The organism is Pseudomonas sp. No.117, assembly GCF_054558395.1.
Genome location: NZ_BAAJNP010000004.1, coordinates 353,251 through 378,567 on the forward strand (window position 1 = coordinate 353,251; position 25,317 = coordinate 378,567).

The 25,317-nt window shown below is 65.8% G+C and carries 25 protein-coding genes and 1 pseudogene; 15 read left to right on the plus strand and 11 right to left on the minus strand.

What is annotated here, in order from left to right:
* The first annotated feature begins 53 nt into the window (after positions 1-53).
* From ACYJP6_RS11510 to ACYJP6_RS11525, 4 genes are all read left to right on the plus strand, one after another.
* Positions 54-638 (plus strand): septation protein A, encoded by a 585-nt coding sequence (locus tag ACYJP6_RS11510; protein WP_459475108.1) that lies wholly within the window; start codon positions 54-56, stop codon positions 636-638.
* Between the two features lie 4 nt (positions 639-642).
* On the plus strand, positions 643-1,320 hold the full coding sequence (locus ACYJP6_RS11515) for a response regulator transcription factor (protein WP_459475109.1): 678 nt from the start codon (positions 643-645) through the stop codon (positions 1,318-1,320).
* A gap of 112 nt (positions 1,321-1,432) precedes the next feature.
* Positions 1,433-1,864, plus strand: coding sequence for a Spy/CpxP family protein refolding chaperone (locus tag ACYJP6_RS11520; protein WP_459475110.1), 432 nt, complete (start codon positions 1,433-1,435; stop codon positions 1,862-1,864).
* Positions 1,865-1,918: 54 nt separating this feature from the next.
* The gene (locus tag ACYJP6_RS11525) at positions 1,919-3,292 is read left to right on the plus strand and encodes a sensor histidine kinase (protein ID WP_459475111.1); all 1,374 of its coding nucleotides are present in this window, start codon (positions 1,919-1,921) and stop codon (positions 3,290-3,292) included.
* Here the strand turns inward: ACYJP6_RS11525 and ACYJP6_RS11530 are convergent.
* On the minus strand, positions 3,255-3,833 hold the full coding sequence (locus tag ACYJP6_RS11530) for a nitroreductase family protein (RefSeq protein WP_459475112.1): 579 nt from the start codon (positions 3,831-3,833) through the stop codon (positions 3,255-3,257). The genes ACYJP6_RS11525 and ACYJP6_RS11530 overlap by 38 nt on opposite strands.
* Before the next feature lie 200 nt (positions 3,834-4,033).
* Here ACYJP6_RS11530 and ACYJP6_RS11535 point away from each other — a divergent pair, with 200 nt between their 5' ends.
* The gene (locus ACYJP6_RS11535) at positions 4,034-5,416 is read left to right on the plus strand and encodes an adenylate/guanylate cyclase domain-containing protein (RefSeq protein ID WP_459475113.1); all 1,383 of its coding nucleotides are present in this window, start codon (positions 4,034-4,036) and stop codon (positions 5,414-5,416) included.
* Positions 5,417-5,488: 72 nt separating this feature from the next.
* Here the strand turns inward: ACYJP6_RS11535 and ACYJP6_RS11540 are convergent, their stop codons facing one another.
* Together ACYJP6_RS11540 and ACYJP6_RS11545 are read right to left on the minus strand one after the other, a co-directional pair.
* Positions 5,489-7,183, minus strand: coding sequence for a DEAD/DEAH box helicase (locus tag ACYJP6_RS11540; protein ID WP_459475114.1), 1,695 nt, complete (start codon positions 7,181-7,183; stop codon positions 5,489-5,491).
* A gap of 280 nt (positions 7,184-7,463) precedes the next feature.
* The gene (locus ACYJP6_RS11545) at positions 7,464-8,213 is read right to left on the minus strand and encodes a spermidine synthase (RefSeq protein WP_459475115.1); all 750 of its coding nucleotides are present in this window, start codon (positions 8,211-8,213) and stop codon (positions 7,464-7,466) included.
* Between the two features lie 112 nt (positions 8,214-8,325).
* Between ACYJP6_RS11545 and ACYJP6_RS11550 the strand changes: the two genes are divergently transcribed.
* Complete coding sequence (locus ACYJP6_RS11550; RefSeq protein WP_459475116.1) at positions 8,326-9,672, plus strand: class II 3-deoxy-7-phosphoheptulonate synthase; 1,347 nt, start codon at positions 8,326-8,328, stop codon at positions 9,670-9,672.
* A 32-nt stretch (positions 9,673-9,704) separates the two neighbouring features.
* Here the strand turns inward: ACYJP6_RS11550 and ACYJP6_RS11555 are convergent, their stop codons facing one another.
* Both ACYJP6_RS11555 and ACYJP6_RS11560 read right to left on the minus strand, forming a co-directional pair.
* Positions 9,705-10,904, minus strand: a complete 1,200-nt coding sequence (locus ACYJP6_RS11555) for a winged helix-turn-helix domain-containing protein (protein ID WP_459475117.1) — start codon at positions 10,902-10,904, stop codon at positions 9,705-9,707.
* Positions 10,905-10,936: 32 nt separating this feature from the next.
* A complete protein-coding gene (locus tag ACYJP6_RS11560; RefSeq protein ID WP_459475118.1) occupies positions 10,937-11,176 on the minus strand; it encodes a DUF1127 domain-containing protein in 240 nt (79 codons plus the stop codon).
* A 101-nt stretch (positions 11,177-11,277) separates the two neighbouring features.
* On the opposite strand from ACYJP6_RS11560, the gene ACYJP6_RS11565 reads away from it, so the two are divergent.
* Positions 11,278-12,129: a LysR family transcriptional regulator gene (locus ACYJP6_RS11565; RefSeq protein ID WP_459475366.1), complete on the plus strand. Its 852-nt coding sequence runs from the start codon at positions 11,278-11,280 to the stop codon at positions 12,127-12,129.
* Here the strand turns inward: ACYJP6_RS11565 and ACYJP6_RS11570 are convergent, their stop codons facing one another.
* The 3 genes and pseudogenes from ACYJP6_RS11570 to earP form a co-directional block, all read right to left on the minus strand.
* Positions 12,130-12,870, minus strand: coding sequence for a sulfite exporter TauE/SafE family protein (locus ACYJP6_RS11570; protein WP_459475367.1), 741 nt, complete (start codon positions 12,868-12,870; stop codon positions 12,130-12,132).
* Between the two features lie 259 nt (positions 12,871-13,129).
* Positions 13,130-13,696 carry an elongation factor P gene (efp, locus tag ACYJP6_RS11575; RefSeq protein ID WP_167509287.1) on the minus strand — a complete coding sequence of 189 codons (567 nt, stop codon included), beginning with the start codon at positions 13,694-13,696 and terminating at the stop codon, positions 13,130-13,132.
* A 48-nt stretch (positions 13,697-13,744) separates the two neighbouring features.
* A pseudogene (gene earP, locus ACYJP6_RS11580) lies at positions 13,745-14,872 on the minus strand (elongation factor P maturation arginine rhamnosyltransferase EarP); the annotation flags it as partial.
* A gap of 139 nt (positions 14,873-15,011) precedes the next feature.
* Here earP and ACYJP6_RS11585 point away from each other — a divergent pair.
* Positions 15,012-15,704 (plus strand): endonuclease, encoded by a 693-nt coding sequence (locus ACYJP6_RS11585; protein WP_459475119.1) that lies wholly within the window; start codon positions 15,012-15,014, stop codon positions 15,702-15,704.
* Between the two features lie 6 nt (positions 15,705-15,710).
* On the opposite strand, the gene ACYJP6_RS11590 is transcribed toward ACYJP6_RS11585, so the two are convergent.
* From ACYJP6_RS11590 to ACYJP6_RS11600, 3 genes are all read right to left on the minus strand, one after another.
* Positions 15,711-16,322 carry a MiaE family protein gene (locus ACYJP6_RS11590; RefSeq protein WP_459475368.1) on the minus strand — a complete coding sequence of 204 codons (612 nt, stop codon included), beginning with the start codon at positions 16,320-16,322 and terminating at the stop codon, positions 15,711-15,713.
* Between the two features lie 73 nt (positions 16,323-16,395).
* A complete protein-coding gene (locus ACYJP6_RS11595; protein ID WP_459475120.1) occupies positions 16,396-16,872 on the minus strand; it encodes a DUF1289 domain-containing protein in 477 nt (158 codons plus the stop codon).
* Positions 16,873-16,968: 96 nt separating this feature from the next.
* Positions 16,969-18,414 carry an NCS1 family nucleobase:cation symporter-1 gene (locus ACYJP6_RS11600; protein WP_459475121.1) on the minus strand — a complete coding sequence of 482 codons (1,446 nt, stop codon included), beginning with the start codon at positions 18,412-18,414 and terminating at the stop codon, positions 16,969-16,971.
* 297 nt (positions 18,415-18,711) lie between these two features.
* Between ACYJP6_RS11600 and ACYJP6_RS11605 the strand changes: the two genes are divergently transcribed.
* The 7 genes from ACYJP6_RS11605 (at position 18,712) to ACYJP6_RS11635 (ending at position 25,317) form a co-directional block, all read left to right on the plus strand.
* Positions 18,712-19,416, plus strand: coding sequence for a GntR family transcriptional regulator (locus ACYJP6_RS11605; protein ID WP_459475122.1), 705 nt, complete (start codon positions 18,712-18,714; stop codon positions 19,414-19,416).
* Positions 19,417-19,424: 8 nt separating this feature from the next.
* A complete protein-coding gene (locus ACYJP6_RS11610) occupies positions 19,425-20,156 on the plus strand; it encodes an aspartate/glutamate racemase family protein (protein ID WP_459475123.1) in 732 nt (243 codons plus the stop codon).
* 356 nt (positions 20,157-20,512) lie between these two features.
* Positions 20,513-23,113, plus strand: a complete 2,601-nt coding sequence (gene acnB, locus ACYJP6_RS11615) for a bifunctional aconitate hydratase 2/2-methylisocitrate dehydratase (protein WP_459475124.1) — start codon at positions 20,513-20,515, stop codon at positions 23,111-23,113.
* 238 nt (positions 23,114-23,351) lie between these two features.
* Positions 23,352-23,564 carry a hypothetical protein gene (locus ACYJP6_RS11620; protein ID WP_459475125.1) on the plus strand — a complete coding sequence of 71 codons (213 nt, stop codon included), beginning with the start codon at positions 23,352-23,354 and terminating at the stop codon, positions 23,562-23,564.
* A 77-nt stretch (positions 23,565-23,641) separates the two neighbouring features.
* On the plus strand, positions 23,642-24,724 hold the full coding sequence (locus ACYJP6_RS11625; protein ID WP_459475126.1) for an endo-1,4-beta-xylanase: 1,083 nt from the start codon (positions 23,642-23,644) through the stop codon (positions 24,722-24,724).
* 127 nt (positions 24,725-24,851) lie between these two features.
* Positions 24,852-25,070 (plus strand): hypothetical protein, encoded by a 219-nt coding sequence (locus ACYJP6_RS11630; RefSeq protein WP_459475127.1) that lies wholly within the window; start codon positions 24,852-24,854, stop codon positions 25,068-25,070.
* A gap of 157 nt (positions 25,071-25,227) precedes the next feature.
* Complete coding sequence (locus ACYJP6_RS11635; protein ID WP_145003275.1) at positions 25,228-25,317, plus strand: potassium-transporting ATPase subunit F; 90 nt, start codon at positions 25,228-25,230, stop codon at positions 25,315-25,317.

Here is a 25,317-nt window from a genome sequence, read left to right on the forward strand (position 1 = left end):
TCCTCCGGCTTCATCGGGTATTATGCCGCGATGCACTGCTATCGGCTGCGGTAATGAAACAATTCATCGACTTCATCCCTCTCCTGCTGTTCTTCCTCGTCTACAAGCTCGATCCGCGTCCGGTGGAGGTCGCCGGCCACGCCTTCACCCTGGGCGGCATCTTCAGTGCCACCGCGGTGTTGATCGTCGCTTCGCTGGTGGTCTACGGCGCGATCTACCTCACCCAACGCCGGCTCGAGAAGAGTCAGTGGCTGACGCTGATCGCCTGCCTGGTGTTCGGTGGCATGACCCTGGCATTCCACAGCGAGACCTTCCTCAAGTGGAAGGCGCCGGTGGTCAACTGGCTGTTCGCCCTGGCTTTCCTCGGTAGCCATTTCATCGGCGACAAGCCGCTGATCCAGCGCATGCTGGGGCACGCCGTGCGGCTCCCGGCACCGATCTGGACGCGCCTGAACATCGCCTGGATCATCTTCTTCATCGTCTGCGGCTGCGCGAATCTCTACGTGGCCTTCACCTACGAAAGCTTCTGGGTCGACTTCAAGGTCTTCGGCAGCCTGGCGATGACCCTGGTCTTCATGCTCGGCCAGGGCCTCTATCTGGCGCGCCATCTGCAACCCATGGATGAACCGCGAGACTGATGCCATGAGCCAGATTCTGCTGATCGACGATGACCAGGAACTGTGCGACCTGCTCGGCGCCTGGCTGAAACAGGAAGGCTTCGAGGTGACCGCCTGCCACGCCGGCAGCGATGCCCGCGCCCAGCTGCGCGAGGCCACCCCGGACGTGGTGGTGCTGGACGTGATGCTGCCCGACGGCAGTGGCCTGGAAGTGCTCAAGCAGCTGCGCAGCGATCATCCGCAACTGCCGGTGCTCATGCTTTCCGGCCGCGGCGAGCCCCTGGACCGGATCCTCGGCCTGGAGCTGGGCGCCGACGACTACCTGGCCAAGCCCTGCGATCCCCGCGAACTCACCGCCCGCCTGAGGGCCATCCTCAGGCGCAGTCACCCGGCGCAGCCGGCGGCCCGCCTGCAACTGGGCGACCTGGCGCTGAGTCTGGCCCGGGGCGTGGCCAACATCGGCGAGACCGAGATCACCCTTACCCTCACCGAGAGCCGCATCCTCGAAGCCCTGCTGCGCCAGCCCGGCGAGCCGCTGGAAAAGCAGGCGCTGGCCCAGGCGGCACTGGGCCGCAAGCTGACCCTCTATGATCGCAGCCTGGACATGCACGTCAGCAACCTGCGGCGCAAGCTGGGCAACCACGCCGATGGGCGCGCGCGCATCCTCGCCCTGCGTGGACGTGGCTACTACTACAGTGTCTAGCGCCGCAGCGCGGCCTTTACCCCCTCTTTACCTCCGCTGACCGCTCCTGACTCCCCCGCTCCTAGACTGGGCCCATCCGGTGTCGCACCGGTCAACCCAAGGAGATTTCCCGATGCGCAAACTCATGCCCGCCGTGCTGTTCGCCGCCCTGCTGCCGACCCTCACCCTGGCCGCCACCCAGGACGCCACCGACGTCACGCCGCCGCCCCACCGGATGATGGACGGCGGCCCGCACGGCGACGGCCCCCTGCGCGGCCTCAAGCTGACCCCCGAACAGCGCGAGCAGGTCGGCAAGCTGATGGGTGCCGAGCGCCAGCAGCAGCGCGAGATCGTCAAGAGCTACCTGGACAAGCTCCCCGAAGACCAGCGCAAGGCGCTGCACGACCAGCTCGACGGCAATCGTGACAAGACCCGGCAGTCCATTCGCGCCCTGCTCAAGCCCGACCAGCAGAAGCGCTTCGACGAAATGGAGAAGAAGCGGGAGGATCACGCCAAGGAGTGGGCCGAATTCCAGCAGTGGAAACACGACCACAAATCCTCGTAATCCCCGAACGCTGCGCCGGGGGCCCTCGGCGCAGCGTCTGACCAAGGCCCGTGCATGGTTTTTCGCTCCCTCTTCTGGCGCATCTTCGCCACCTTCTGGCTGGCCATCCTGTCCGCCGTCGGCCTGACCATGCTGCTCGGCCACCTGGCCGACCAGGATTCCTGGATCCTCGCGCAGCATCCGGGCCTACGTGATCTACCGGAACAATGGGTACAACGCTATGAGAACGAAGGCCCCGCCGCCGCCCAGGGATTGCTCGAACAGCGCAAGGGCCGCTACGGCATCGATGTGCTGGTGCTGGGCGAGAACGGCGCGCCCCTGGTGCGCGGCACCCTGCCACCGCGAGTCTTCGACCAGGATCTCGACCAGCCGCAGCGTCTGCAACGCCCCGGCCCCGGCGCCCGCGATCCCAATCGCCCGTTGCCCTGGCGACGCCTGACCGACGAATACACCAGCGATAGTGGTCAGAACTACCTGTTCATCTACCACCTGCCCACGCCCGAGCTGGGCGCCTGGCGCCGGGAAAGCCTGTTCTGGCCCATGGGCATGCTGGCCATCGCCACCGTGGTCCTCACCCTCTTCAGCCTGCTGCTGACCCTGAGCCTGACCCGACCGCTCAATCACCTGCGCCGCGCCGTGCACGATCTCGGCCAGACCGCCTACCAGCAGGACACCCTGGCGCGCCTTGCCCGCCGCAAGGACGAACTGGGTGTGCTCGCGGAGGACTTCAACCGCATGGGTGCCCATCTGCAGCGGCTGATCGACAGCCAACGCCAGCTGCTGCGGGATGTCTCCCACGAATTGCGCTCACCCCTGGCCCGGCTGCGTATCGCCTTGGCGCTGGCGGAGCGCTCGAATCCCCATGACCTCGGCAACATGTGGCCGCGACTGACCCTGGAATGCGATCGCCTGGAGACGCTGATCGGCGAGATCCTCGCCCTCGCCCGCCAGGAAGCGGATCCCGGTCCGCCGGAGCAGGTGGAACTGCACCCCCTGCTGATCGGGCTGGTCGAGGATGCCCAGCTGACCGCCCCGCAGCAGCGGGTCGAGTTGCAGGTGCCTATGGCCCTGCGGCTGGACGGCTGGCCCGACGTGCTGGAACGGGCGCTGGACAACTTGCTGCGCAACGCCCTGAGGTTCAACCCACCCGCGCAGCCCATCGTCATCGCCGCAGCTGCCGCGGGCGGCGAAGTCACCATCCAGGTGCGCGACCACGGCCCCGGGGTCAAGGCCGACGACCTGCCGCGCCTGGGCGAGCCCTTCTTTCGTTCCGACCAGCAGCAGGCCACCGGCTATGGCCTGGGCCTGGCCATCGCCCGGCGCGCGGTGCAGCGCCATGGCGGCGAGCTGCAGCTGAGCAATCACCCGGATGGCGGCTTCCTGGCCACCGTCACCCTGCCGCTACGGCCGGTCCTGGCCAATGGCTGAAACGGTCGCCGAGGTCGCGCGGCGCCGGCACCCGGGGTGCCACTTCCGGCGTGCCCAGGTAGATGTAGCCGACCAGCTGTTCGTTGCCCGTCAACCCCAGGCCCTGCAGGACCCAGGGATCGTAGCTGAACTCCCCGGAACGCCAGACCGCACCCAGGCCGAGGGCGAAGGCCGCGTTGACCAGACCGTGGGCGACGCAGCCGGCGGTGATGATCTGTTCCTGCACGGGCACCTTGGGATGCTCCTGGGGCGTCGCCACGACGGCGATGACCAGGGGCGCGCGCAGCGGCATGCGCCGAGCCTTGTCCAGGGCCGCGGCATCGGCAGCCGGATCGCGACGGCGCAGGGCCTCGGCATAGAGTTCGCCGAGGGCCTCGCGACTCTCGCCGGAGACCAGGATCAGCCGCCAGGGGCGCAGCAGCTTGTGGTCCGGGGCGCGATCCGCGGCACGCAGCAGCGTCTCCAATTGCGCGGGACTGGGACCGGGTTCGGTCAGCCGGCCGACCGATACGCGGTTGCACAGAGCGTCGAGGGCATCCATAGCTTCTCTCCTGGAAAGATACGGCAGTGTACCCCAGGGACGACTGCCGAAATTTGCTGTCACAGCAGCGGATTGGTTGCCGATGTTGGCCGCCGCCCAGGCGGTCGGCTAAGATCGCTACAGCTTGAAAACCCGGCCGCTTTCATCGTCGCGAACGGAGTTATCCCGACCTCTCGCCCTTCTCGAAACGGACCCGACAGATGAAGTTTGCGCTCAACCGGTTCCTCGCTGCGTCCGGTGACAGCCTGGGCGTGTACTACGCCCGGGTGTTCGCCTATCTGATCGCCGCCGCCACGGTCACCGCGGGTTACTACACCCAGGCCGACGCCGTGGGCCTCTGGCTGATCCCCTATGCCCTCATCTATCCGCACCTCGCCCAGACCCTGAGCCTGAAACTCAGGCGCGACCGCGGTGCCCAGACCGACATCCTGCTCGCCGCCGTCGACGCCATCCACGTGGGCATGGCCGCAGTCGTGCTGCGCTTTCCGCTGATGCCGACCCTGATGCTGCTGTTCATGCTCGGCTACACCAGCATGCTGCGCGGCGGCCCGCGCCTGCTCGGCCTGTGCCTGCTGTTCGCCACCAGTGCCGCGGCGCTGGGCAGCGCCACCTTCTTCCAGGGCGTCGACCTCACCAGCCCGCTGCTGGTGGCCGTCACCAGCGTGGTGGGTACCATGCTGCACCTCTGGGGCACCGGCTACTTCCTGCACCGGCAGCGCAAGCGCCTCATCCAGATCAACGACGACCTCAAGCGCGAGCAGGAGAAGTCGTCGATCCTGGCGCACAACCTGGCCAAGTACCTCTCGCCCCAGGTGTGGGAGTCCATCTTCACCGGCAAGCAGCACATCGCCTTGGGCACCCAGCGCAAGAAGATCACGGTGTTCTTCTCCGACATCAAGGGCTTCACCGAGCTGTCCGAGGAACTGGAGGCCGAAGCCCTCACCGACATGCTTAACAACTACCTCAACGAAATGTCGAAGATCGCCGTGAAATACGGCGGCACCATCGACAAGTTCGTCGGTGACTGCGTCATGGTGTTTTTCGGCGACGCCAACAGCCAGGGCGCCAAGAAAGATGCCGTTGCCGCGGTGTCCATGGCCATCGCCATGCGCAAGCACATGAAGGTGCTGCGCCAGCAATGGCGCAGCCAGGGCATCAACAAACCCCTGGAAATCCGCATGGGCTTGAACACCGGCTACTGCACGGTCGGCAACTTCGGCTCAAGCACGCGCATGGACTACACCATCATTGGCCGCGAAGTGAACCTCGCCAGCCGCCTGGAAAACGCCGCCGATGCCGGTGAAATCCTGATCAGCCACGAGACCTACTCGCTGATCAAGGAAACCATCATGTGCCGGGACAAGAGCTGGATCACCGTCAAGGGCTTCAGCAAGCCGGTGCAGATCTACCAGGTGGTGGACTTCCGTCGCGACCTGGGCGCGTCGCCCAGCTACGTCGAACACGAACTGCCCGGCTTCTCCATGTACCTGGACACCAACAACATCCAGAACTACGACAAGGAGCGCGTCATCCAGGCCCTGCAGCTGGCGGCGGAAAAATTGAAGGACAAGGTGATCCTCTAGCCCCTGCCCCACCTTTCTCGCAGGCAGAAAAAAGCCCCGGTCATCCGGGGCTTTTTCGTATCACCGCGGGGATCAATCCTCGCGATAGCGACGCAGGCGCAGGGCCTTGCCGGCGACGCGGGTGTCCTTGAGCTTGGTCAGCAGGCGCTCGAGACCGTCCTCGGGTAGCTCTACCAGGCTGAAGGAGTCACGGATCTGGATGCGGCCAATGGCCTCGCGATCCATGCCGCCTTCATTGATGATGGCGCCGAGCAGGTTCTTGGCGGCGATGCCGTCGCGAGCGCCCAGGGCGGTACGGCAACGGACGCGGCCTTCGGGCAGCGGCTGCATCGGGCGACGTTCGCCGCGATCCGGACGCTCACCGCGCTCGCCACGCTCAGGACGGTCGCCACGCTCGGTACGCGGACGATCGCTGCGGCCGGCGCCGGGGGTCAGCGGCTGCTCACGGCGCACGGACTCGAGGTCCAGGGCACGACCGGAGGTCAGCTTGGCCAGCAACGCGGCGGCCAGGGTCGAAGGATCGCACTGCAGACGCTCGCACAGCTCCTGGCGCAGGGCGCCATGGGTGGCATCGGCATCGGCCAGCAGCGAGCCCACGCCATCGGCCAGGCGGGATATACGGGCTTCCAGCACGGCTTCGGCATCGGGCAGGCGAATCTCGCCCACGCGCTGACCGGTAACGCGCTCGATGACCTGCAGCATGCGACGCTCACGCGGCGTCACCAGCAGCAGGGCGCGGCCTTCGCGACCGGCACGGCCGGTACGGCCGATCCGGTGGACGTAGGACTCGGGATCGTAGGGCATGTCCACGTTCAGCACGTGGGTGATGCGCGCCACGTCGAGGCCGCGGGCGGCCACGTCGGTGGCGACCACGATATCCAGCGAACCGTCCTTCAGCGACTCGATGGTCTTCTCACGCTGGGCCTGGGGCATGTCGCCGTTCAGGGCGCTGACGCGATAGCCCTGGCGCTCGAGCAGCTCGGCCAGGTCCAGGGTCGCCTGCTTGGTGCGGACGAAGGCGATCAGGGCGTCGAAGTTCTCCACTTCCAGCAGGCGCAGCACGGAGGCCGGCTTCTGGTCGGCATGGACCATCAGGTGCGCCTGCTCGATGCGGGCGACGGTCTGGGTCTTGGCCGCGATGCGGACGTGCTGCGGCTCCTTGAGGTGACGCTCGGCGATGGCGCGGATCGACGGCGGCAGGGTCGCCGAGAACAGCACGGTCTGGCGGGATTCCGGCATGGCTTCGAAGATGAATTCGAGGTCATCCATGAAGCCCAGCTTGAGCATCTCGTCGGCTTCGTCGAGCACCAGGTGCTGGACGGTGGCCAGCAGGTTGTCGTCGCGACGCAGGTGGTCGCACAGACGACCGGGGGTGGCGACGAGGACCTGGGCACCCATGCGCAGGGATTTCAGCTGCGGGCCCATGGGCGCACCACCGTAGAGGGCCACGACCTTCACGCCGGGCATCTCGGTGGAATAGGTTTCGCAGGCGGTAGCGACCTGCAGGGCAAGTTCCCGGGTAGGAACCAGCACCAGAATCTGGGGCTCGCGGCGGGACGGGTCGAGCTTGGAAAGCAGCGGCAGGGCGAAGGCCGCGGTCTTGCCGGTACCGGTCTGCGCCTGGCCGATCATATCGTGGCCGGAGAGGATCACCGGAATCGACTGGGATTGGATCGGCGACGGCTCTTCGTAGCCGACGGCCTTGATGGCGGCGAGGATGGCGGGATTGAGATTGAGCGCAGCGAAACCGCTGGTGTCCTGGGTCATTGTCTTGCCTCGTGTGCTTCGCAAAGACCCCAAAGCCAAGAGCTGCGCTTATCCGAATGACCGAAGTCGCCCAGGCAGCCAAGGTGTGAGCTTTTTGCGAAATAGCGATGAAAAGGGGTGAAGCGTCTAGGATTGTTCGCCGTCGGGCGAACGCACGACCGGGGTGGCCATGGCGGCGGACCGGGAAAATGCAGTTCCTGAACGGAAGGTCAAAAAGACCGGGGCGAATAATACCCGAACCCTGGACATTTCTCCAGAGAACCTTTGTCTATCGTTGCGGTCAGGTTGCCGCACGCAGATTGTCCAGATAAGGCTCCAGGTCGAACCCCGCGCGCGCCGCCAGCTCCCCTATCCGCTGCCGCGTGCCAGACTCGTCCAGCACCTGTTCCAGGCTCGCCGGCACCAGCAGGATGACATTGCCCTCCACCACCGGGCATTCCCAATAGTGATGGCGGAACAGTCCACGCAGCAAGGCGGCCCCCAGCGGCTTGCCATCGGTGGCGCTCCACTGGTTGATCATCAGCCAGCCACCGGGATTGAGCTTGGCCTGGCAGTCTTCCAGGAAGCGCCAGGCCAGGTGGGCGCTGGACGGACCGACATCGGTATAGAGGTCGACGAAGATCAGATCCGTCGGCTCAGCGCTGGCGAGCAGCTCGAGGGCATCGCCAATGCGGATGGTCAATCGCGGATCGTCACCCAGGCCCAGATGCTGGCGCGCCAGGCGTGGCACCTCCGGCCGCAACTCCAACGCCTCCACGGCCTCCAGCGTCAGCCACTTGAGGCAGGCCTGGGTCAGGGTGCCGGCCCCCAGCCCGAGGAACAGTGCGCGGCGCGGCGCCGGATGGCAGAGCGCCCCCAGCAGCATGGCGCGGTTGTAGTCGTATTCAAGCCACGCCGGATCCCGGGTGAAGACACAGCTCTGCTCAACCTCTTCGCCGAACTCGAGAAAGCGATAGGGACCGACCTCGACCACCCGAATCCGTCCATGGTCGTCGATGACCTCTTCCAGCAATACTTCCGTCTCGGCCATGGCCACTCTCCTTCATTGATCTCCATGGTAGCCGCGATGGGCACTGTCTATCGAGCGATGCCCGCTCCTTCGGTTACCATGGAAGGCTTCGTCGATCCGTTCAGAGAGAATCATGTCCGCGCCCTGGAGTCCTACCAGCTGGAGAGGCCTGCCCATCCAGCAGCAGCCCGAATACCCCGATCAAGCCCGCCTCGCCGAGGTTGAGCGCACCCTCGCCGGTTATCCGCCGCTGGTGTTCGCGGGCGAAGCCCGAGAATTGCGGCGGCAATTCGCCGAGGTCACCCAGGGTCGGGCCTTCCTGTTGCAGGGCGGTGACTGCGCGGAAAGCTTCTTCGAATTCTCCGCCGGCAAGATTCGCGACACCTTCAAGGTGCTGCTGCAGATGGCGGTGGTCATGACCTTCGCCGCCGGTTGCCCGGTGGTCAAGGTCGGCCGCATGGCCGGCCAGTTCGCCAAGCCGCGCTCCTCCGGCGCGGAAGTCCAGGACGGCGTGTCCCTGCCGGCCTACCGTGGCGACATCGTCAATGGCATCGACTTCACCGAGGGCAGCCGCATCCCGGATCCGCAGCGGCTGATCCAGGCCTACAACCAGTCCACCGCGACTCTCAACCTGCTGCGCGCCTTCGCCCAGGGCGGCTTCGCCGACCTGCACCAGGTGCATCGCTGGAATCTGGACTTCATCGCCAACTCGGCGCTGGCCGACCGCTACCACCAGCTGGCGGATCGCATCGACGAGACCCTCGCCTTCATGCGCGCCTGCGGCCTGGACACCGCGCCCCAGGTCAAGGAAACCAACTTCTTCACCGCCCACGAGGCGCTGCTGCTGAACTACGAGGAAGCCTTCGTCCGCCGCGACAGCCTGACCGGCGACTGGTACGACTGCTCTGCGCACATGCTCTGGATCGGCGACCGCACCCGCCAGCCCGAGGGCGCCCACGTCGAATTCCTGCGCGGCGTGAACAACCCCATCGGCGTCAAGGTCGGCCCTTCCACCACCAGCGAAGACCTGATCCGCCTGATCGATACCTTGAACCCAGAGAACGATCCGGGTCGCCTCAACCTGATCGTGCGCATGGGCGTGGGCAAGGTCGGCGATCACCTGCCGCGCCTGATCCAGACCGTGGAACGCGAGGGTCGCCAGGTGCTGTGGAGTTCGGACCCCATGCACGGCAACACCATCAAGGCCTCCACCGGCTACAAGACCCGGGACTTCGCCAGCGTACTAGGCGAGGTCAAGGAATTCTTCGGTGTGCACAAGGCAGAAGGCACCTATGCCGGCGGTATCCATATCGAGATGACCGGGCAGAACGTCACCGAATGCATCGGCGGCGCCCGCCCTGTGACCGAGGACGCCCTCTCCGACCGCTACCATACCCATTGCGATCCACGCCTGAATGCCGACCAATCCCTGGAGCTGGCCTTCATGATCGCCGAGACCCTCAAGGGCATCCGCCGCTGAGTGACCCAGGTGGTCGCCGGCGTGGCGACCACCTAGCGCTGCGCCAGCGCCTCCTGCAATAAGCTGGCCGGCCCGTGCAATTGCACCTGGGCGAGGCCGAGCCAGTCGGCTAGGTTGCGCAACTGCCCGGCCAGGGCATCCAGCCCCGCCTCGTCCAGTCCCGCCGGCTCCAGATGCACCGCATGCACCGCCAGGCGCGAGGCGGCCCGCTCCGCGCGCAGGTCCACCCGCGCCGCGAGCCGCTCCCCATAGAGAAAAGGCAGTACGTAGTAGCCATAGATGCGCTTCGCCGCGGGGGTATAGAGCTCCAGGCGATAGCGGAAGGCGAACAGCTGCTCGGCGCGGTCCCTTTCCCAGACCAGGGAATCGAAGGGCGACAGCAGCGCCGCCGCTCGGACCGGTCGCTCGGGCGTCGGCTGCGCCGTGACATAGGCAGGCTTCGCCCAGCCTTCCACGCCGACCCGCTGCAGGCTGCCCTCCTCCTGTAGCTCGGCGATACCCTGGCGCGCCTGCGCCGGACTGAGGCGGAAATAGTCGCGCAGCTGGACCTCGGTCGCCACGCCCAGGGCCTTGGCGCTGCGCAGCAACAGGGCGCGCCGCGCGGCGTCCGGCGTCGGCGCGGGAGCCGCGAGGATCGCCGCCGGCAGGACCCGCTCCGGTAGGTCGTAGAGCCGCTCGAAGCCCCGGCGACTGGCGACGGTCACCTCGCCGGCGGCGAACAGCCACTCCAGTGCCAGCTTGCTCGGGCTCCAGTCCCACCAGGGACCGGCCGTATCCACCCGCTTTGCCAGGCTGCCGGCACCCAGGGCGCCGCGCTGCACCACCGCCTCCAGGGTCTGGGCCACCAGGTGCGGCTGCTCGGCCGCGAAGCTGGCCAGTTGGCGATAGATACCGATGCCCTGGCGCGCCAGGTCCCGCCGCCAACGCAACTCGGCCCAGACTTCGGCCGGCACCAGCGAGGCCTCATGCGCCCAGCACTCGTAAAGCTGGCGCCGCCGGCCCTGCCCCCAGGCCAGGCCATCGAAGTCGGTAAAGTCGTAGCGACCCAGGCGACTGAACAGTGGCAGGTAGTGGGAGCGTACCAGGGCATTGACCGAGTCGATCTGCAGCACCCCGAGGCGCGCCGCCTGGCGATACAGCGCCGCCGGGCCGGCACTGGCCTTGGGCGAGGCACCGAAGCCCTGGGCCCGGAGGGCCAGACGCCGGGCCTGATGCAGGGAAAGACTGTCCATCCGAGATCCTTCGGCAAGAGCGACGCCCTACCCTAGCAGGATCGGCGCTCGCACTCCTGCGCCGGTTGCGCCCAGAACGGCTTATCGGCCTCCTGCCAGGCGTCGGCGCGGCTCAGGCCGAGGTCGCTCAAGGCGGCGTCGTCCAGCCGATAGAGCGCACGGCGCTGGCGCGAGATCTCCACCGCCCGTTTCAGCCAACCGAGCAGCTGCAGGGCGCGCGATTGACCATAGGCACTGACAGTGGAACCAGAACGAACGAGGAGCTGAGCCATGATGATCTTCCTGCGACGAGGGTGATGGCTCAACTATTGGTTCTGGCTTAACATCAATCCAACGAATCTTTCTGATGCAACCCATTCAGCGGGCTGATGCCATGAATTACCCGAGCATAGACACCGACCTGTTGCGCACCTTCGTCGCCATCGCCGACCAGGGCGGCTTCACCCGTGCGGCCGAGGTGGTCAATCGCACCCAGTCGGCGGTCAGCATGCAGATGCGCAAGCTGGAGGACGATGTACTGGAGCGCCGCCTGTTCGAGCGCGACGGGCGCCAGGTACGCCTCACGGCGGAAGGTCAGATCCTGCTGGGCTATGCGCGGCGCATTCTCAAGCTGCACGGGGAGGTGATGACCACCCTACGCGAGCCGCACATGGTGGGTATCGTCCGCATCGGCACTCCCGACGACTATGTCATGAGGTTCATCCCGGGGATCCTGGCGGGCTTCGCCAAGGCCTATCCGCTGGTGCAGGTGGACGTCCACTGCGAGACCACAGCCGGCCTGCTGCAGCGCCAGGACCTGGATCTCACCATCGTTACCCGCGAGCCGGGCAACGAGATCGGCCTGCCGCTGCGCCGCGAGCGCTTCGTCTGGGCCGAGGCGCCGGGCTTCGACGTACACCAGCGCGATACCCTACCGCTGGCGATGTTCAACACCTCCTGCTTTCTCAGCGAATGGGCGCGCCGGGCGCTGGACAACCGCCAGCGGGGTTATCGCCTGGCCTACAGCAGCCCGAGCCTGGCGGCGCTGCTGGGGATCGTCAAGGCGGGCCTGGCGGTCACCGCGCAACTGGAGAGCCTGCTGCCTGCTGACTTGCGGCGGCTGGGGGAAGCGGAAGGCATGCCGGACCTGCCCGCCTGCTCCATCGAATTGCTGCGCAATCCGCGCAGCGCCTCGCCCATCATCGATACCCTCGCCGAGCATATCGCCGAGGGCTTCCGGCAGTAGTCAGCGTAGCGCCAGCAAGACCGCGCAGAGCAGCAGGAAGCCGCAGAACAGCAGGCGCAGCAGCCGTTCGGGAAGCTGATGGGCCAGCTTCACGCCCCAGCTCACGCTGAGCAGGCCGCCAATGGCCAGGGGAATGCCGACGCGCCAAGCCACTTCGCCATGCCAGGCGTAACTGGCCAGGGTGACGCCGGTGGTGGGCAGTGCCATGGCCAGGGACATGCCCTGGGCAGCGACCTGAGTCAGCCCCATCACCCCAGCGAGGATCGGCGTGGCGATCACCGCGCCGCCCACACCGAACAGCCCGCCCACCAAGCCGGCCACCAGCCCCAGCAGGCCGAGCCCGGCGCGACTCGGCGTGGTCAGCGGTGGCTGGCCACGGCGATAGAGCTGCCAGAGGTTGTAGAGCACCAGCAGCAACAGAAAGCCGACGAAGCCATGACGCATGGAACGGGCATCCAGGGACACCGCCAGGGCGGTCCCCAGCAGGGCGGAGGCCATGCCCGCACCCGCCAGCAAGGCCGCCCGCTGCCAGTCGATGCGATTGCGCTGGTTGTACTTGTAGACCGACAGCAGCACGTTGGGCACCACCATCACCAGCGCCGTCCCCTGCGCCAGTTGCTGGTCGAGCCCGAACAGCAGCGCCAGCACCGGAATGGCGATCAGCCCGCCACCGATACCGAACAGCCCACCCACTACACCCAGCACCGCCCCGAGGACGACATCGATCAACAAGGTAAACAGCGATTCCACGGCGGCACTATCCAGAAGCGAAGGAATATCGAAACACCAGTCGAGCCTGGCAGATGCCCAGACAGCAAAAAGCCCGGCGAGCCGGGCTTTCTATCGAGACGCCTGGTTTAGAGCCTGTTCAAAGTCTCGCGAGCTAGAGCCAAACAAGGCGAAAATGGCTGAGGAAGCGGAGTTTACGAGTGGTAAATGAGCATTCCGAAGCCATTTTCAACGCCGTTTGGCCGACGCGCAGCAGACTTTGAATAGGTTCTTAGACCTTGGCGCGCGACTTGTACTCATTGGTACGGGTGTCGATCTCAATGTGGTCACCGATGTCGCAGAACTCGGATACCTTCAGCTCGTAGCCGTTGTTCAGGCGAGCGGTCTTCATGACCTTGCCCGAGGTATCGCCGCGAACGGCCGGCTCGGTGTAGGCGATCTGGCGCACGATGGTGGTGGGCAGTTCGATGGAGATGACGCGCTCGTTGTAGAACACGGCTTCGCAGACGTCGGTCATGCCGTCTTCGATGAAGGCGATGGCTTCGCCCAGGTCGTCTTTCTCGACTTCGTACTGGTTGTAGTCGGCATCGACGAAGACGTACAGCGGATCGGCGAAGTAGGAGTAGGTGACTTCCTTGCGATCCAGGATGACCGGCTCCAGCTTGTCGTCGGCGCGGAAGACGGTTTCCGTCGCGCTACCGGACAGCAGGCTCTTCAGCTTCATCTTGACCACTGCAGCGTTACGGCCGGACTTGTTGTATTCAGCTTTCTGGATGACCCAGGGAGCGTTGTCGATCATGGCCACTTGGCCGGCACGGAACTCTTGTGCGGTTTTCATGCGGTTATCCGTATGGATGGAAGAACGGGATTTCGAGGCGCCATATGATAGCCAATCTGTATGAAATTGCACCAGGCTGGCGGCAAGATCGCTGTAAGACCCTTGCAACTGGCTCCAGTCACGCGCCAGGAGGCGCCAATCCGTGACCTGGGCGTCGAGCGCGGACCAGGCGGCGGCCAGGTCTCCACGACCATTCCAGGCCAGCCAGAAAGCGCTCACGGCGGCGGCGAGCGCCGGGGTGGCGGTCTCGACATAGCGCGCGAGGAAGGCCTCGAGCTTGACGAAATGGGCGTCTTCTTCCTGCGGATAGATGTGCCACACGAAGGGATGGGCCGCCCATTGCGCCCGGACGAAGGAATCCTCGCCGCGAATCGCGTTGAACTCGCAGCACCATAGCAGGCGGTCGTAATCCTGCTGGGCGACGAAAGGCAGCACCTGGACCCGCAGTGCGCCACGGCGATGACTGTCCCCCGCCTTGAGCCAGTCGACGCCCAGCCAGGCCGCCACGTTGGCCAGCACCCGCCCCTCGGGCACCAGGAGACAAGTGGGCTGCGCACCGGCGCTGAGCGCATCCAGCCAGTCGATCAGCGCCGGATTCTCGTAGGCGAACAGGGAGAACAGTCGCTCCCCCGGTTGCTGCTGAACCCCCAGGCCGGCGAGGAACCTGGTACGCGCGTCGGCACTCGCCAGGAACCTGTCCCGCTGGGCGAGCAGGCCCTGTTCGCGCAACAGGCCACCCACCTTGGGCGTGAAGCCGGGAAAGAAGAAGTACTTGTTCAGGCCGGTCGGCTGCAGCGAGGGCAAGGCGTGGCAGCCCTCGATCCACTCCTCGGCGCTGAGATATTCCAGATTGAGCCACAGCGGGCGCTGGCTGCGTCGCGCCATGGCCGCGACGAAGCCCTCCGGCAACTGGCAGGCGAAGGCTTCCACCACTACGTCGCCCGATTCCACCGCCGCCCAGTCGGCGTGCCAGCGCCGGATTTCCACGCCCTTGTGGCTTTGCTCCTCGGCGGTCCCATCCACTCCCGGCTGGATGCGCGCCAGGGGATAGAGGTCGTCGATCCAGAGCCGTACCTGCTGGTCATGCTCGGCGACCAGCTGATGGGCGAGACGCCAGGTGATACCCGCGTCGCCGTAGTTGTCGACCACCGTGCAGAAGATGTCCCAGGCTGCCATGCCTTACCTCTAAGTCATTGATATCGAATCGGGTTCCGCTTCGCAAGCGGCAGCGGAGAGCGACGACTGCCAGTGAACCCGGTCACACCGCCACCCCGTACGGGTCGGTAGTATCCGCGCTTTTTCGGACGGATTCTCCATGTCGTTGCGCCCCGCCCTGCTGCTTTGCCTGACTCTGGCCTCCCTGAGCGCCCTGGCGACGCCGGAACCGCCCCGCACCTTCACCGAGGCCAAGCGGGTCGCGACCAAGGTCTATGCCAAGCAGGGCGTGGACTTCTACTGTGGCTGCCACTACAGCGGCAAGACCGTCGACCTGAAGAGCTGCGGCTACGTCCCGCGCAAGAGCGCCCAGCGCGCCAGTCGCATCGAGTGGGAACACATCGTGCCGGCCTGGGTCATCGGCCATCAGCGCCAGTGCTGGCAAAAGGGCGGCCGCAAGAATTGCACCGCCAACGACCCGGTGTACCAGAAGGCCGAGGCCGATCTCTTCAACCTGGTACCGGTGGTCGGCGAGGTCAACGGCGACCGCAGCAATTTCGCCTTCGGCTGGCTGCCGCAGAAGGCGACCCAGTATGGCGCCTGCCAGATGGTGGTGGACTTCAAGGCCAAGACCGCTATGCCACGCCCGGAAATCCGCGGCATGGTGGCGCGCACCTACTTCTACATGAGCGATCGCTACGGCCTGCGCCTGTCCAAGCAGGATCGCCAGCTCTACACCGCCTGGACCAAGCAGTACCCGCCGGAGGCCTGGGAGCGCCAGCGCAACCAGCGCCTGGCCTGCATCATGGGCCGTGGCAATCCCTACGTCGGCGAAACCAAGGCCTGCAAGTGAGGCGGTTCACGCCACCTGCGGGATCCCGCTGTGGAATCTCAGCTCCCGGTCGCTGGAGGTGATCAGCTCCACTTCCAGGGCGCGCACCTCGGCGATCTTGGCGTCGACATCGTCGCGCTCGCCATACAGATAGGCCAGCTTGAGATAATCCTGGAAGTGCCGCGCCTCCGAGGCCAGCAGACCGCCGTAGAACTTGGCCAGCTCCTCGTCGAGGTGAGGCGCCACCGCGCCGAAACGCTCGCAGGAGCGGCATTCGATGAAGGCGCCGACCACCAGGCTGTCGGTCAGCTTGAGCGGCTCGTGGTTGCGGCAAAGTTTGCGCAGGGCACCCGCATAGCGCGCCGAGCTGACGTTGCGATGCTCGATGCCGCGCCGCTTCATGATCTGCAGCACCTGCTCGAAGTGCCGCAATTCCTCGCGGGCGATCCGTGACATCTTCCAGGACAGCTCGGCGCGATTGGAATAGGTGAACAGATAGTGGAAGGCGGCGCCGGCAGCCTTCTTCTCGTTGTTGGCATGATCCTGCAGCAACGTCGGCAGATCCTGCAGCGCGGCCTCGACCCAGGCATCCGGCGTGCGGCAACCGAGGAATTCGTGCATCTCGGGCAAGGACATCAGCGTAATCCCGTGCAAAAGCCGCGCATTATAAAGAAAGAGACGGCCACGGGCAGTGCCGCTCGATCCTGAGGATTCAGACCCGGCTGTCGATGCCCTCGAGCAGGAAGCGCGGGGCGATATAGCGGTCATAGTGAGCTTCGGACAGCAGGAAGAATTCCCGGTCGATGGCATCGCGCAACTCGGCCAGCGGCCGCTCGCGGAATTCGGGCAGCAGCCGCAAGCCATAGGCGTCCAATTGCTGGATGTGGCGCGCGCCGCGCGCCAGCAACTGGTAGGCCCAGCAGTACTCGGACTGGTCCGGGCGGAAGCGGATGCTGCGCTGCTGCAACTGCTGGCGCAGCAAGGCCGGATCGAAGACGTCGACCTTGGCCGACACCACCTGCACCAGCAGCACTTCCAGCCGCGCCCAGACGGCGCGGCGCTCGTCTTCGTTGTAGAGATTCCAGTTCACCACCTCGTGGTGGAATCTCTTGCAGCCACGGCAGACGTGGTCGCCGAACATCGTCGAGCACAGGCCGACGCAGGGCGTCTTGATGACGGGAGCGGACATGGGCGAAATGCCTTGGAGCAAAACGCCTAGTCTAGCCGGAAACGCCAGCGGCCGGAGCGGGTAGTCCGCTCCGGCCGCACCGGATCACCGGGTCGGTCACACCGCGGCGGCGCCGCTGGCCGGCAGCGGATTGGCGCTGCGACGGCTCAGCACGTGGAAGAACAGGCCGCCCAGGAAGCAGCCGGTGAACCAGGCGAAGTTGGCGATGGGCTTGAACCAGGGCACGAAGGTGAAGCACAGCCCGATCAGCGCGGCGGCGACCAGCGCCTGCACCGCCACCCAGTTGACCCCGCCGTTGTACCAGTAGGTACCGCCCGGGGTGGCGTCGAACAGGGCGTCGACCTCGATCCGGCCCTTGCGCAGCAGGTAGTAGTCCACCAGCAGGATGCCGAACAGCGGACCGATGCAGGCGGCCAACACATCCAGGGTGTAATGGATCACCTCGGGGTTGTTGAACAGATTCCAGGGGGTGATGAAGATCGAGGCCACGGCCGCGATCATGCCGCCGGCGCGCCAGCTGATCTTGCTCGGTGCCACGTTGGCGAAGTCGAAGGCCGGCGAGACGAAGTTGGCGACGATGTTGATGCCGATGGTGGCGGTGACGAAGGTGAAGGCGCCGAGCAGCACGGCGGTGGTGTTGTCGATGCGGGCGACGGTGGCGATGGGGTCGTGGATCATCTCGCCGAACACCGGCAGGGTGCCGGAGACGATCACCACGGTGACCAGGGAGAACGCCAGGAAGTTGATCGGCAGGCCCCAGAAGTTGCCGCGGCGGACGTCCTGCATGGAACGGCAGTAACGGCTGAAGTCACCGAAGTTGAGCGTGGGTCCGGAGAAATAGGACACCACCAGGGCGATGGCCATGATCACCTGACCGAAGGCGGCCCAGCCGGTCAGCTGCTTTTCCGCCAGGGTGAAGCTGATGTTGCTCCAGCCGGCGCGCCAGACGATCCAGGCAGCCAGCAGGAACATCACCGCATAGACCGCGGGCCCGGCCCAGTCGATGAAGCGGCGGATGGACTCCATGCCGGCCCAGAACACGCAGGCCTGCAGCACCCAGAGGGTCAGGAAACCCATCCAGCCGAGATAGGAGAGTCCGAGGAAACTGGTGTCACCGTACACGGCCAGCGCCGGGAAGAAGCGGAGCACGACGATGACCAGGGCGCTGGAGGCGAGATAGGTCTGGATACCATACCAGGCCACCGCGATCAGGCCGCGGATCACCGCGGGGATGTTCGCGCCGAACACGCCGAAGGCCAGGCGACAGATGACCGGATAGGGCACTCCCGCCTGCTGGCTCGGGCGGGCAACGAGGTTGGCGATCACCTGGATGATGCAGATACCCACCAACAGCGCGATCAGCACCTGCCAACTGGCCAGGCCCAGGGCGAAGAGACTGGCGGCGAAGACATAGCCACCCACGCTGTGCACGTCGCTCATCCAGAAGGCGAAGATGTTGTACCAGCTCCATTTCTGCTCGACCGGGCCGAGGTCTTCGTTGTACAGGCGTGGGCTGTAGCCCGGGGGAATCTGCTGGGTCATGAATCGCCTCCTCCGTGGTGGCGGGCACCTGCGTACGATGCCTGCCTGATTTTGTATACAATCCATCAGGCAGGGAACGTGCCAGTTACTCAGGAATCTAGTTAACTGGCTGGCTCAGCAAAGGAATTTAGCGGCAAACCGCTCTGGCACAACGGTAAGACCCGGCGCAAATGTGCACTTCTCTGGGGCATTTGGTATCAGTGAAGCGCTACCTTGGCGCATAACCGCTCGGCCCTTTTCTCGTCGTCGCCAACCCTATTTTTGTATACAATTCACGCAAATCGCCGGAGCACGCTCATGAGTGCAGTACCTTCGCCACTCGCCGTTGCCGCCTCTCCCCGGGACGAGCGGATCTATCAGGACATCCTCGAAGCCATCGTCGAACACCGGCTGGCACCGGGTACCCGGCTGCCGGAAGACACCCTGGCGGAGACCTTCGGCGTCAGTCGCACCGGCATCCGCAAGGTACTGCAGCGCCTGGCCCTGGAGCGCCTGGTCTCCCTGCGCGCCAACCGCGGCGCCCAGGTCGCCCAGCCCAGCGCCAAGGAAGCCCAGGACATCCTCGCCGCGCGGCAACTGATCGAGCCGGCCTTGATGCCCCTGGTCGCCGCCCGGGTCGACGCGGCGCAACTGGCCCCGCTGCGCCAGCTCTGTATAGAGGAGCACGAGGCCCAGCACAGTGGACGCCACAGCCTGGCGATTCAGCTGTCCGCCCGCTTCCACGTCGAGCTTGCGGCGCTGGCCGACAACCAGGTGCTGACCGAGCAGGTCGCGCAGCTGGCCAGCCGCTCCTCGCTGCTCATCGCCATCTATGGCTCGCGCCACAGCCTGGGCTGCGATTGCGGCCAGCACGGCGAGCTGCTGGACCTGCTCGCCAAGGGCGACGGCGTGGCGGCCAGCGACTGGATGGCGCGGCATCTGCGGCTGATCCGCGAATCCCTGAGAATCGACCAGCCCACCCCGGCCGAGCCCGATTTCCGCAGCATCTTCAAACGCAGTTGAGGCACCCCATGCAGATCCAGGTCATCAATCCCAACACCAGCGCTGCCATGACCGCCAAGATCGGTCGTGCGGCCCAGGCCATCGCCCGCCCGGGCACCACCATTCTCGCCAGCAATCCGGACGCCGGCCCGGTGTCCATCGAAAGTCATTATGACGAGGCGGTCGCCGCGGTCGGGGTGATCGAGGAGATGCGCAAGGGCGTCGAGGCCGGCTGCGCGGCCCATGTCATCGCCTGCTTCGGCGATCCGGGGCTGCTGGCGGCACGGGAGATGGCCCAGGGGCCGGTACTGGGTATCGCCGAAGCCGGCTTCCACCTGGCCAGCCTGCTGGCGACCCGTTTCGCCGTGGTCACCACCCTCACCCGCACCCGCATCATCGCCGAGCACCTGTTGCAGCGTTACGGCTTCGCCGAGCTGTGCACCTCGGTACGCTGCATCGACCTGCCGGTGCTCGCCCTGGAAGCGGCCGATGACAGCCTGATCGAGCTGATCGCCGCCGAGGGCCGTCGCGCGCGCGACGAGGAAGGCGCCGGCGCCATCGTGCTCGGCTGTGGCGGCATGGCCGATCTGCGCGAAGCCCTGAGCGAGGCCATCGGCATCCCGGTGATCGAAGGCGTGAGTGCCGCGGTCAAGCTAGCCGAGTCCCTGGTCGACCTGGGCCTGGGGACCAGCAAGCACGGGGACCTGGCCTATCCCCTCGCCAAGCCCTTCACCGGCCGCTTCGCCCACCTGGGCCGCTAGGCCCTCTACCGCCAAGGTCCAAGACGGCGAAGTGGGGTTGCGACAACGCAACGCTTAACTTCGCCGCAGGCTTGGCGTAGAATTGGGCAGCCTTATAGGCGCAATGTCCGATACGAAGCTGTTTTCAAAGCGTCACGAGCAAAGTTTCCGGCACCCGGGCTGCGGCGGCCTCATCAACCGCCCTGCCGCCCGATCTGCACAGCAGCGGCCGGCGTAAAACTTTGAAAACAGCTTCTAGCGGAATGCGTCCGGCGCGACGGCGGTCCTGCCCGCAGCCTCCCCCGTCACCCCTGCCGGATACATTTCGGGGCGCCAGCCCCCGGACGCAATATTGGACCACTGATGAGGGTCAACCTGTGCTAGAAGCCTATCGTAATCACGTACAAGAGCGTGCCGCCCAGGGCATCGTGCCCCAGCCGCTGAACGCCGAACAAACGGCCGGTCTGGTCGAGCTGCTGAAGAATCCTCCCGCCGGTGAGGAAGACTTCCTCGTCGATCTCATCACCAACCGCGTTCCGCCGGGCGTCGACGAAGCCGCCTACGTCAAGGCCGGTTTCCTCTCCGCCATCGCCAAGGGCGAAGCCCAGTCCCCGCTTATCACCAAGCAGCGCGCCACCGAGCTGCTGGGCACCATGCAGGGCGGCTACAACATCGCCACCCTGGTCGAGCTGCTGGACGACGCCGAGCTGGGCGCCGTGGCCGCCGAGCAACTCAAGCACACCCTGCTGATGTTCGACGCCTTCCACGACGTGGCCGAGAAGGCCAAGGCCGGCAATACCCACGCCAAGGCCGTCATGCAGTCCTGGGCCGAAGGCGAGTGGTACCAGAAGCGTCCGGAAATCGCCGAGAAGTACACCCTGACCGTGTTCAAGGTGCCGGGCGAAACCAACACCGACGACCTCTCCCCCGCCCCCGACGCCTGGTCGCGCCCGGACATCCCGCTGCACGCCCTGGCCATGCTGAAGATGGCTCGCGACGGCATCGTGCCCGAGCAGCAAGGCAGCATCGGTCCGCTGAAGCAGATCGAGGAAGTGCGCGCCAAGGGCTTCCCGGTCGCCTACGTCGGTGACGTGGTCGGCACCGGCTCGTCCCGCAAGTCCGCCACCAACTCGGTGCTGTGGTTCTTCGGTGACGACATCCCCTACGTGCCCAACAAGCGCGCCGGCGGCTTCTGCTTCGGCTCCAAGATCGCCCCGATCTTCTACAACACCATGGAAGACGCCGGCGCCCTGCCGATCGAATTCGACGTGTCAGAGCTGGAAATGGGCGACGTCATCGACGTCTATCCCAAGGCCGGCAAGGTTACCCGCCACGGCAGCGACGAGGTGCTCGCCACCTTCGAACTCAAGACCCCCGTGCTGCTGGACGAAGTCCGCGCCGGCGGCCGTATCCCGTTGATCGTCGGCCGTGGCCTGACTGAAAAAGCGCGTGCCGAACTGGGCATGGGCCCGTCGGACCTGTTCAACAAGCCGGACCAGCCGGCCGAGAGCAGCAAGGGCTACACCCTGGCGCAGAAGATGGTCGGCAAGGCCTGTGGCGTCGCGGGCGTGCGCCCCGGCACCTACTGCGAGCCGAAGATGACCACCGTCGGCTCCCAGGACACCACCGGTCCGATGACCCGCGACGAGCTGAAAGACCTGGCCTGCCTGGGCTTCTCCGCCGACCTGGTGATGCAGTCCTTCTGCCACACCGCGGCCTATCCCAAGCCCATCGACGTCAAGACCCACCACACCCTGCCGGATTTCATCCGCACCCGTGGCGGCGTCTCCCTGCGTCCAGGCGACGGCATCATCCACAGCTGGCTGAACCGCATGCTGCTGCCCGACACCGTCGGCACCGGTGGCGATTCCCACACCCGCTTCCCGATCGGCATCTCCTTCCCGGCCGGTTCCGGCCTGGTCGCCTTCGCCGCCGCCACCGGCGTCATGCCGCTGGACATGCCGGAGTCGGTCCTGGTGCGCTTCAAGGGCAAGATGCAGCCCGGGATCACCCTGCGTGACCTGGTGCATGCCATCCCCTACTACGCCATCCAGAAAGGCCTGTTGACCGTCGAGAAGAAGGGCAAGAAGAACATCTTCTCCGGCCGCATCCTCGAGATCGAAGGCCTGGAAGACCTGACCGTGGAGCAGGCGTTCGAGCTGTCCGATGCCTCCGCCGAGCGTTCCGCTGCCGGTTGCACCATCAAGCTGTCGCCCGAGTCCATCACCGAGTACCTGCAGTCCAACATCACCCTGCTGCGCTGGATGATCGAGGAAGGCTACGGTGACCCGCGCACCCTGGAGCGCCGCGCGCGCGCCATGGAAGCCTGGATCGCCAACCCGGAACTGCTCGCCGCCGATGCCGACGCCGAATACAGCGAAGTCATCGAGATCGACCTGGCCGAGGTCAACGAGCCGGTACTGTGCGCCCCGAACGATCCGGACGACGCCCGCCTGCTGTCGCAGGTGGCCGGCGACAAGATCGACGAGGTGTTCATCGGTTCCTGCATGACCAACATCGGTCACTTCCGCGCCGCCGGCAAGCTGCTGGACAAGGTCAAGGGTTCGATCCCGACCCGTCTGTGGCTGTCGCCGCCGACCAAGATGGACCAGCACCAGCTGACCGAGGAAGGCTACTACGGTATCTACGGCAAGGCCGGTGCGCGCATGGAAATGCCGGGCTGCTCGCTGTGCATGGGCAACCAGGCCCGTGTGGCCGCCAACGCCACCGTGGTCTCCACCTCCACCCGTAACTTCCCCAATCGCCTGGGCGACGGCGCCAACGTCTACCTGGCGTCGGCGGAGTTGGCGGCGGTGGCCTCGATCCTGGGCAAGCTGCCCACCGTCGAGGAGTACATGGAATACGCGAAGAGCATCGACAGCATGGCCGCGGACGTCTACCGCTACCTGAGCTTCGACCAGATCGCGGAATTCCGTGAAAGCGCCGAAAAGGCCCGTATCGCCGCCGTCGAAGTCTGACGCCAGCGTTCGGTACTGAAAAACCGCCCTTCGGGGCGGTTTTTTTGTGCCCTTGCAGTAGGGTGGACAACGCGAAGCTTGTCCACGCGGGAGGCCAAGCGATGTGCTGTTGGCTATCGGTGGAAAAGACTGCGCCGTTTTCCACGCTACGCGGGTCGCGGCATAGGTGCTGGTCTTAAGCGCCCGTTAACCCGAGTGCCGTTACCTTCGACGCTCCATCACGCCTCGGGTACCTGCCATGAAACGTCTTGCGGTCATCATCCTGTCGGTCTCCCTGCTCGGCCTCAGCCAGGCGAGCCTGGCGGCGGGTTGCATCAAGGGCGCCGTGGTCGGCGGCGTGGCCGGGCATGTGGCCGGACACCATGCCATTGCCGGCGCGGTCGCTGGGTGCGTGGTCGGCCATCACTTGGCGGAGAAGGCCAAGGAAGAGCAACTACACAAAGCTTCCTGACGCCAGACCTCATCGGGGACCTGGCTCGTGCGGGATTCACCGCTGCGCGCCCGAAGGCAGACCGAGGATTTCGACAGATGTCACGTTGGCTCTTTCTCGCGTTATCGGCGCTCGGCCTGTGCAGCGCCACCACCTGCCTGCTTGCCGCGGACGCGAGCCAGGCATCCGCCACCCGCTCGCTCGCCGCGGCCTATGCCCCTCGCCTGAAGATCGGCGCCGCCATCGAGCCGGATCAACTGGCGGGTCCCGATGGTGCCCTGCTGGCGGCGCAGTTCAGCAGCCTGGTGGCCGAGAACGCCATGAAACCGTTGCAGATCCATCCGCAGGAGGACCGCTATGTCTTCGGGCCGGCCGATGCCATCGTCGCCTTCGCCGAACGCCACGGCCTGGCGGTGCGCGGTCACACCCTGCTCTGGGGCAGCCATACGCCAGACTGGTTCTGGCAAGGCAAAAATGGCCAGCCGGAGTCGCGCGAGCAGGTGCTACAACGGCTGCGCCAGCACATCGCGACCGTGGTAGGGCACTACCGCGGGCAGGTCTATGCCTGGGACGTGGTCAATGAAGCCATCGACGCCACCCAATCCAGCTGCCTGCGCAATGATCGCTGGCTGCAGGTAGCCGGCCCCGACTATCTCGCCGAGGCCTTTCGCGCCGCTCATGCCGCCGATCCCCAGGCGCGGCTGTTCATCAACGACTTCAACACCCAGGAACCCGCCAAGCGCGACTGCCTGGCGCGCGTAGTGAAGGGTTTGTTGGCCGCAGGGGTACCGGTGCAGGGCATTGGTCACCAGACCCATATCAGTATCTACTGGCCGAGTCTGGCGGCCATTGATCAATCCCTGTCCACCTTCGCCCGGCTAGGGCTGGAGAACCAGATCACCGAGCTGGACATGAGCCTCTACCAGCACCACGACTACCACCCCGCACTCGGCCTGCCGCAGCGTCTGGACCTTCAGGCCGAACGCTATCGCGACCTGATGGCCATGGTCCTGAGGCATCCCGAGGTGAGCGCCGTGACTTGGTGGGGCGTGGCCGACGACCACAGCTACCTGAACAACACGCCGGGCGTACCAGGAGACGACCAGCCGCTCCTGTTCGACCGCCAGCAACGGCCGAAACCAGCCTACTGGGCCGTCCTGCATCAGGCGTCCTACCCGTAGCCTGGAGGCTGGCAGGCTCTGGCATGCAGCTTATCCACGGAAGATTTGCACAAGGCGGCGAACCCCCGAAGCCTCGCCAGGTCAATTGTTACAGGACATTACTTCGCACCCACGAGAGGTCGCTACCATGAAACTCCTGCCTACCCTTGCCCTTTCCGCAATGCTGCTCGGCGCCAGCCAAGCCTCCTTCGCTGCCGGCTGCGTCAAGGGCGCCGTCGTCGGGGGCGCCGCTGGTCATGTCGCCGGGGGTCACGGCGTAGCTGGGGCCGCCGCTGGCTGTGCCATCGGTCACCACGAGGCCAACAAGAAGGCCAAGCAGGAACAGCAGAACGCCCCGCAGCAATGATTGCCAGGCCCCGTCCCTCCTGGAGGGCGGGGCCGATTTAACGCTTTCTTTACGCCCCCGCACCTGAGCGCGCCTCGCTTCTTTACAGCCCTCCTCCCGACAATTTCTCCACGCGGCATCTGCCGTTCGAGGAGCTTTGATTCGTGGAGAGCGCGCAATGAACCCCTGGAATCTTCTGGCCCTGCTGCTGGCACTGGGCCTGTTCGTCTATCTGCTGGCGGCGCTGCTACGCGCCGGCCGCAACTAG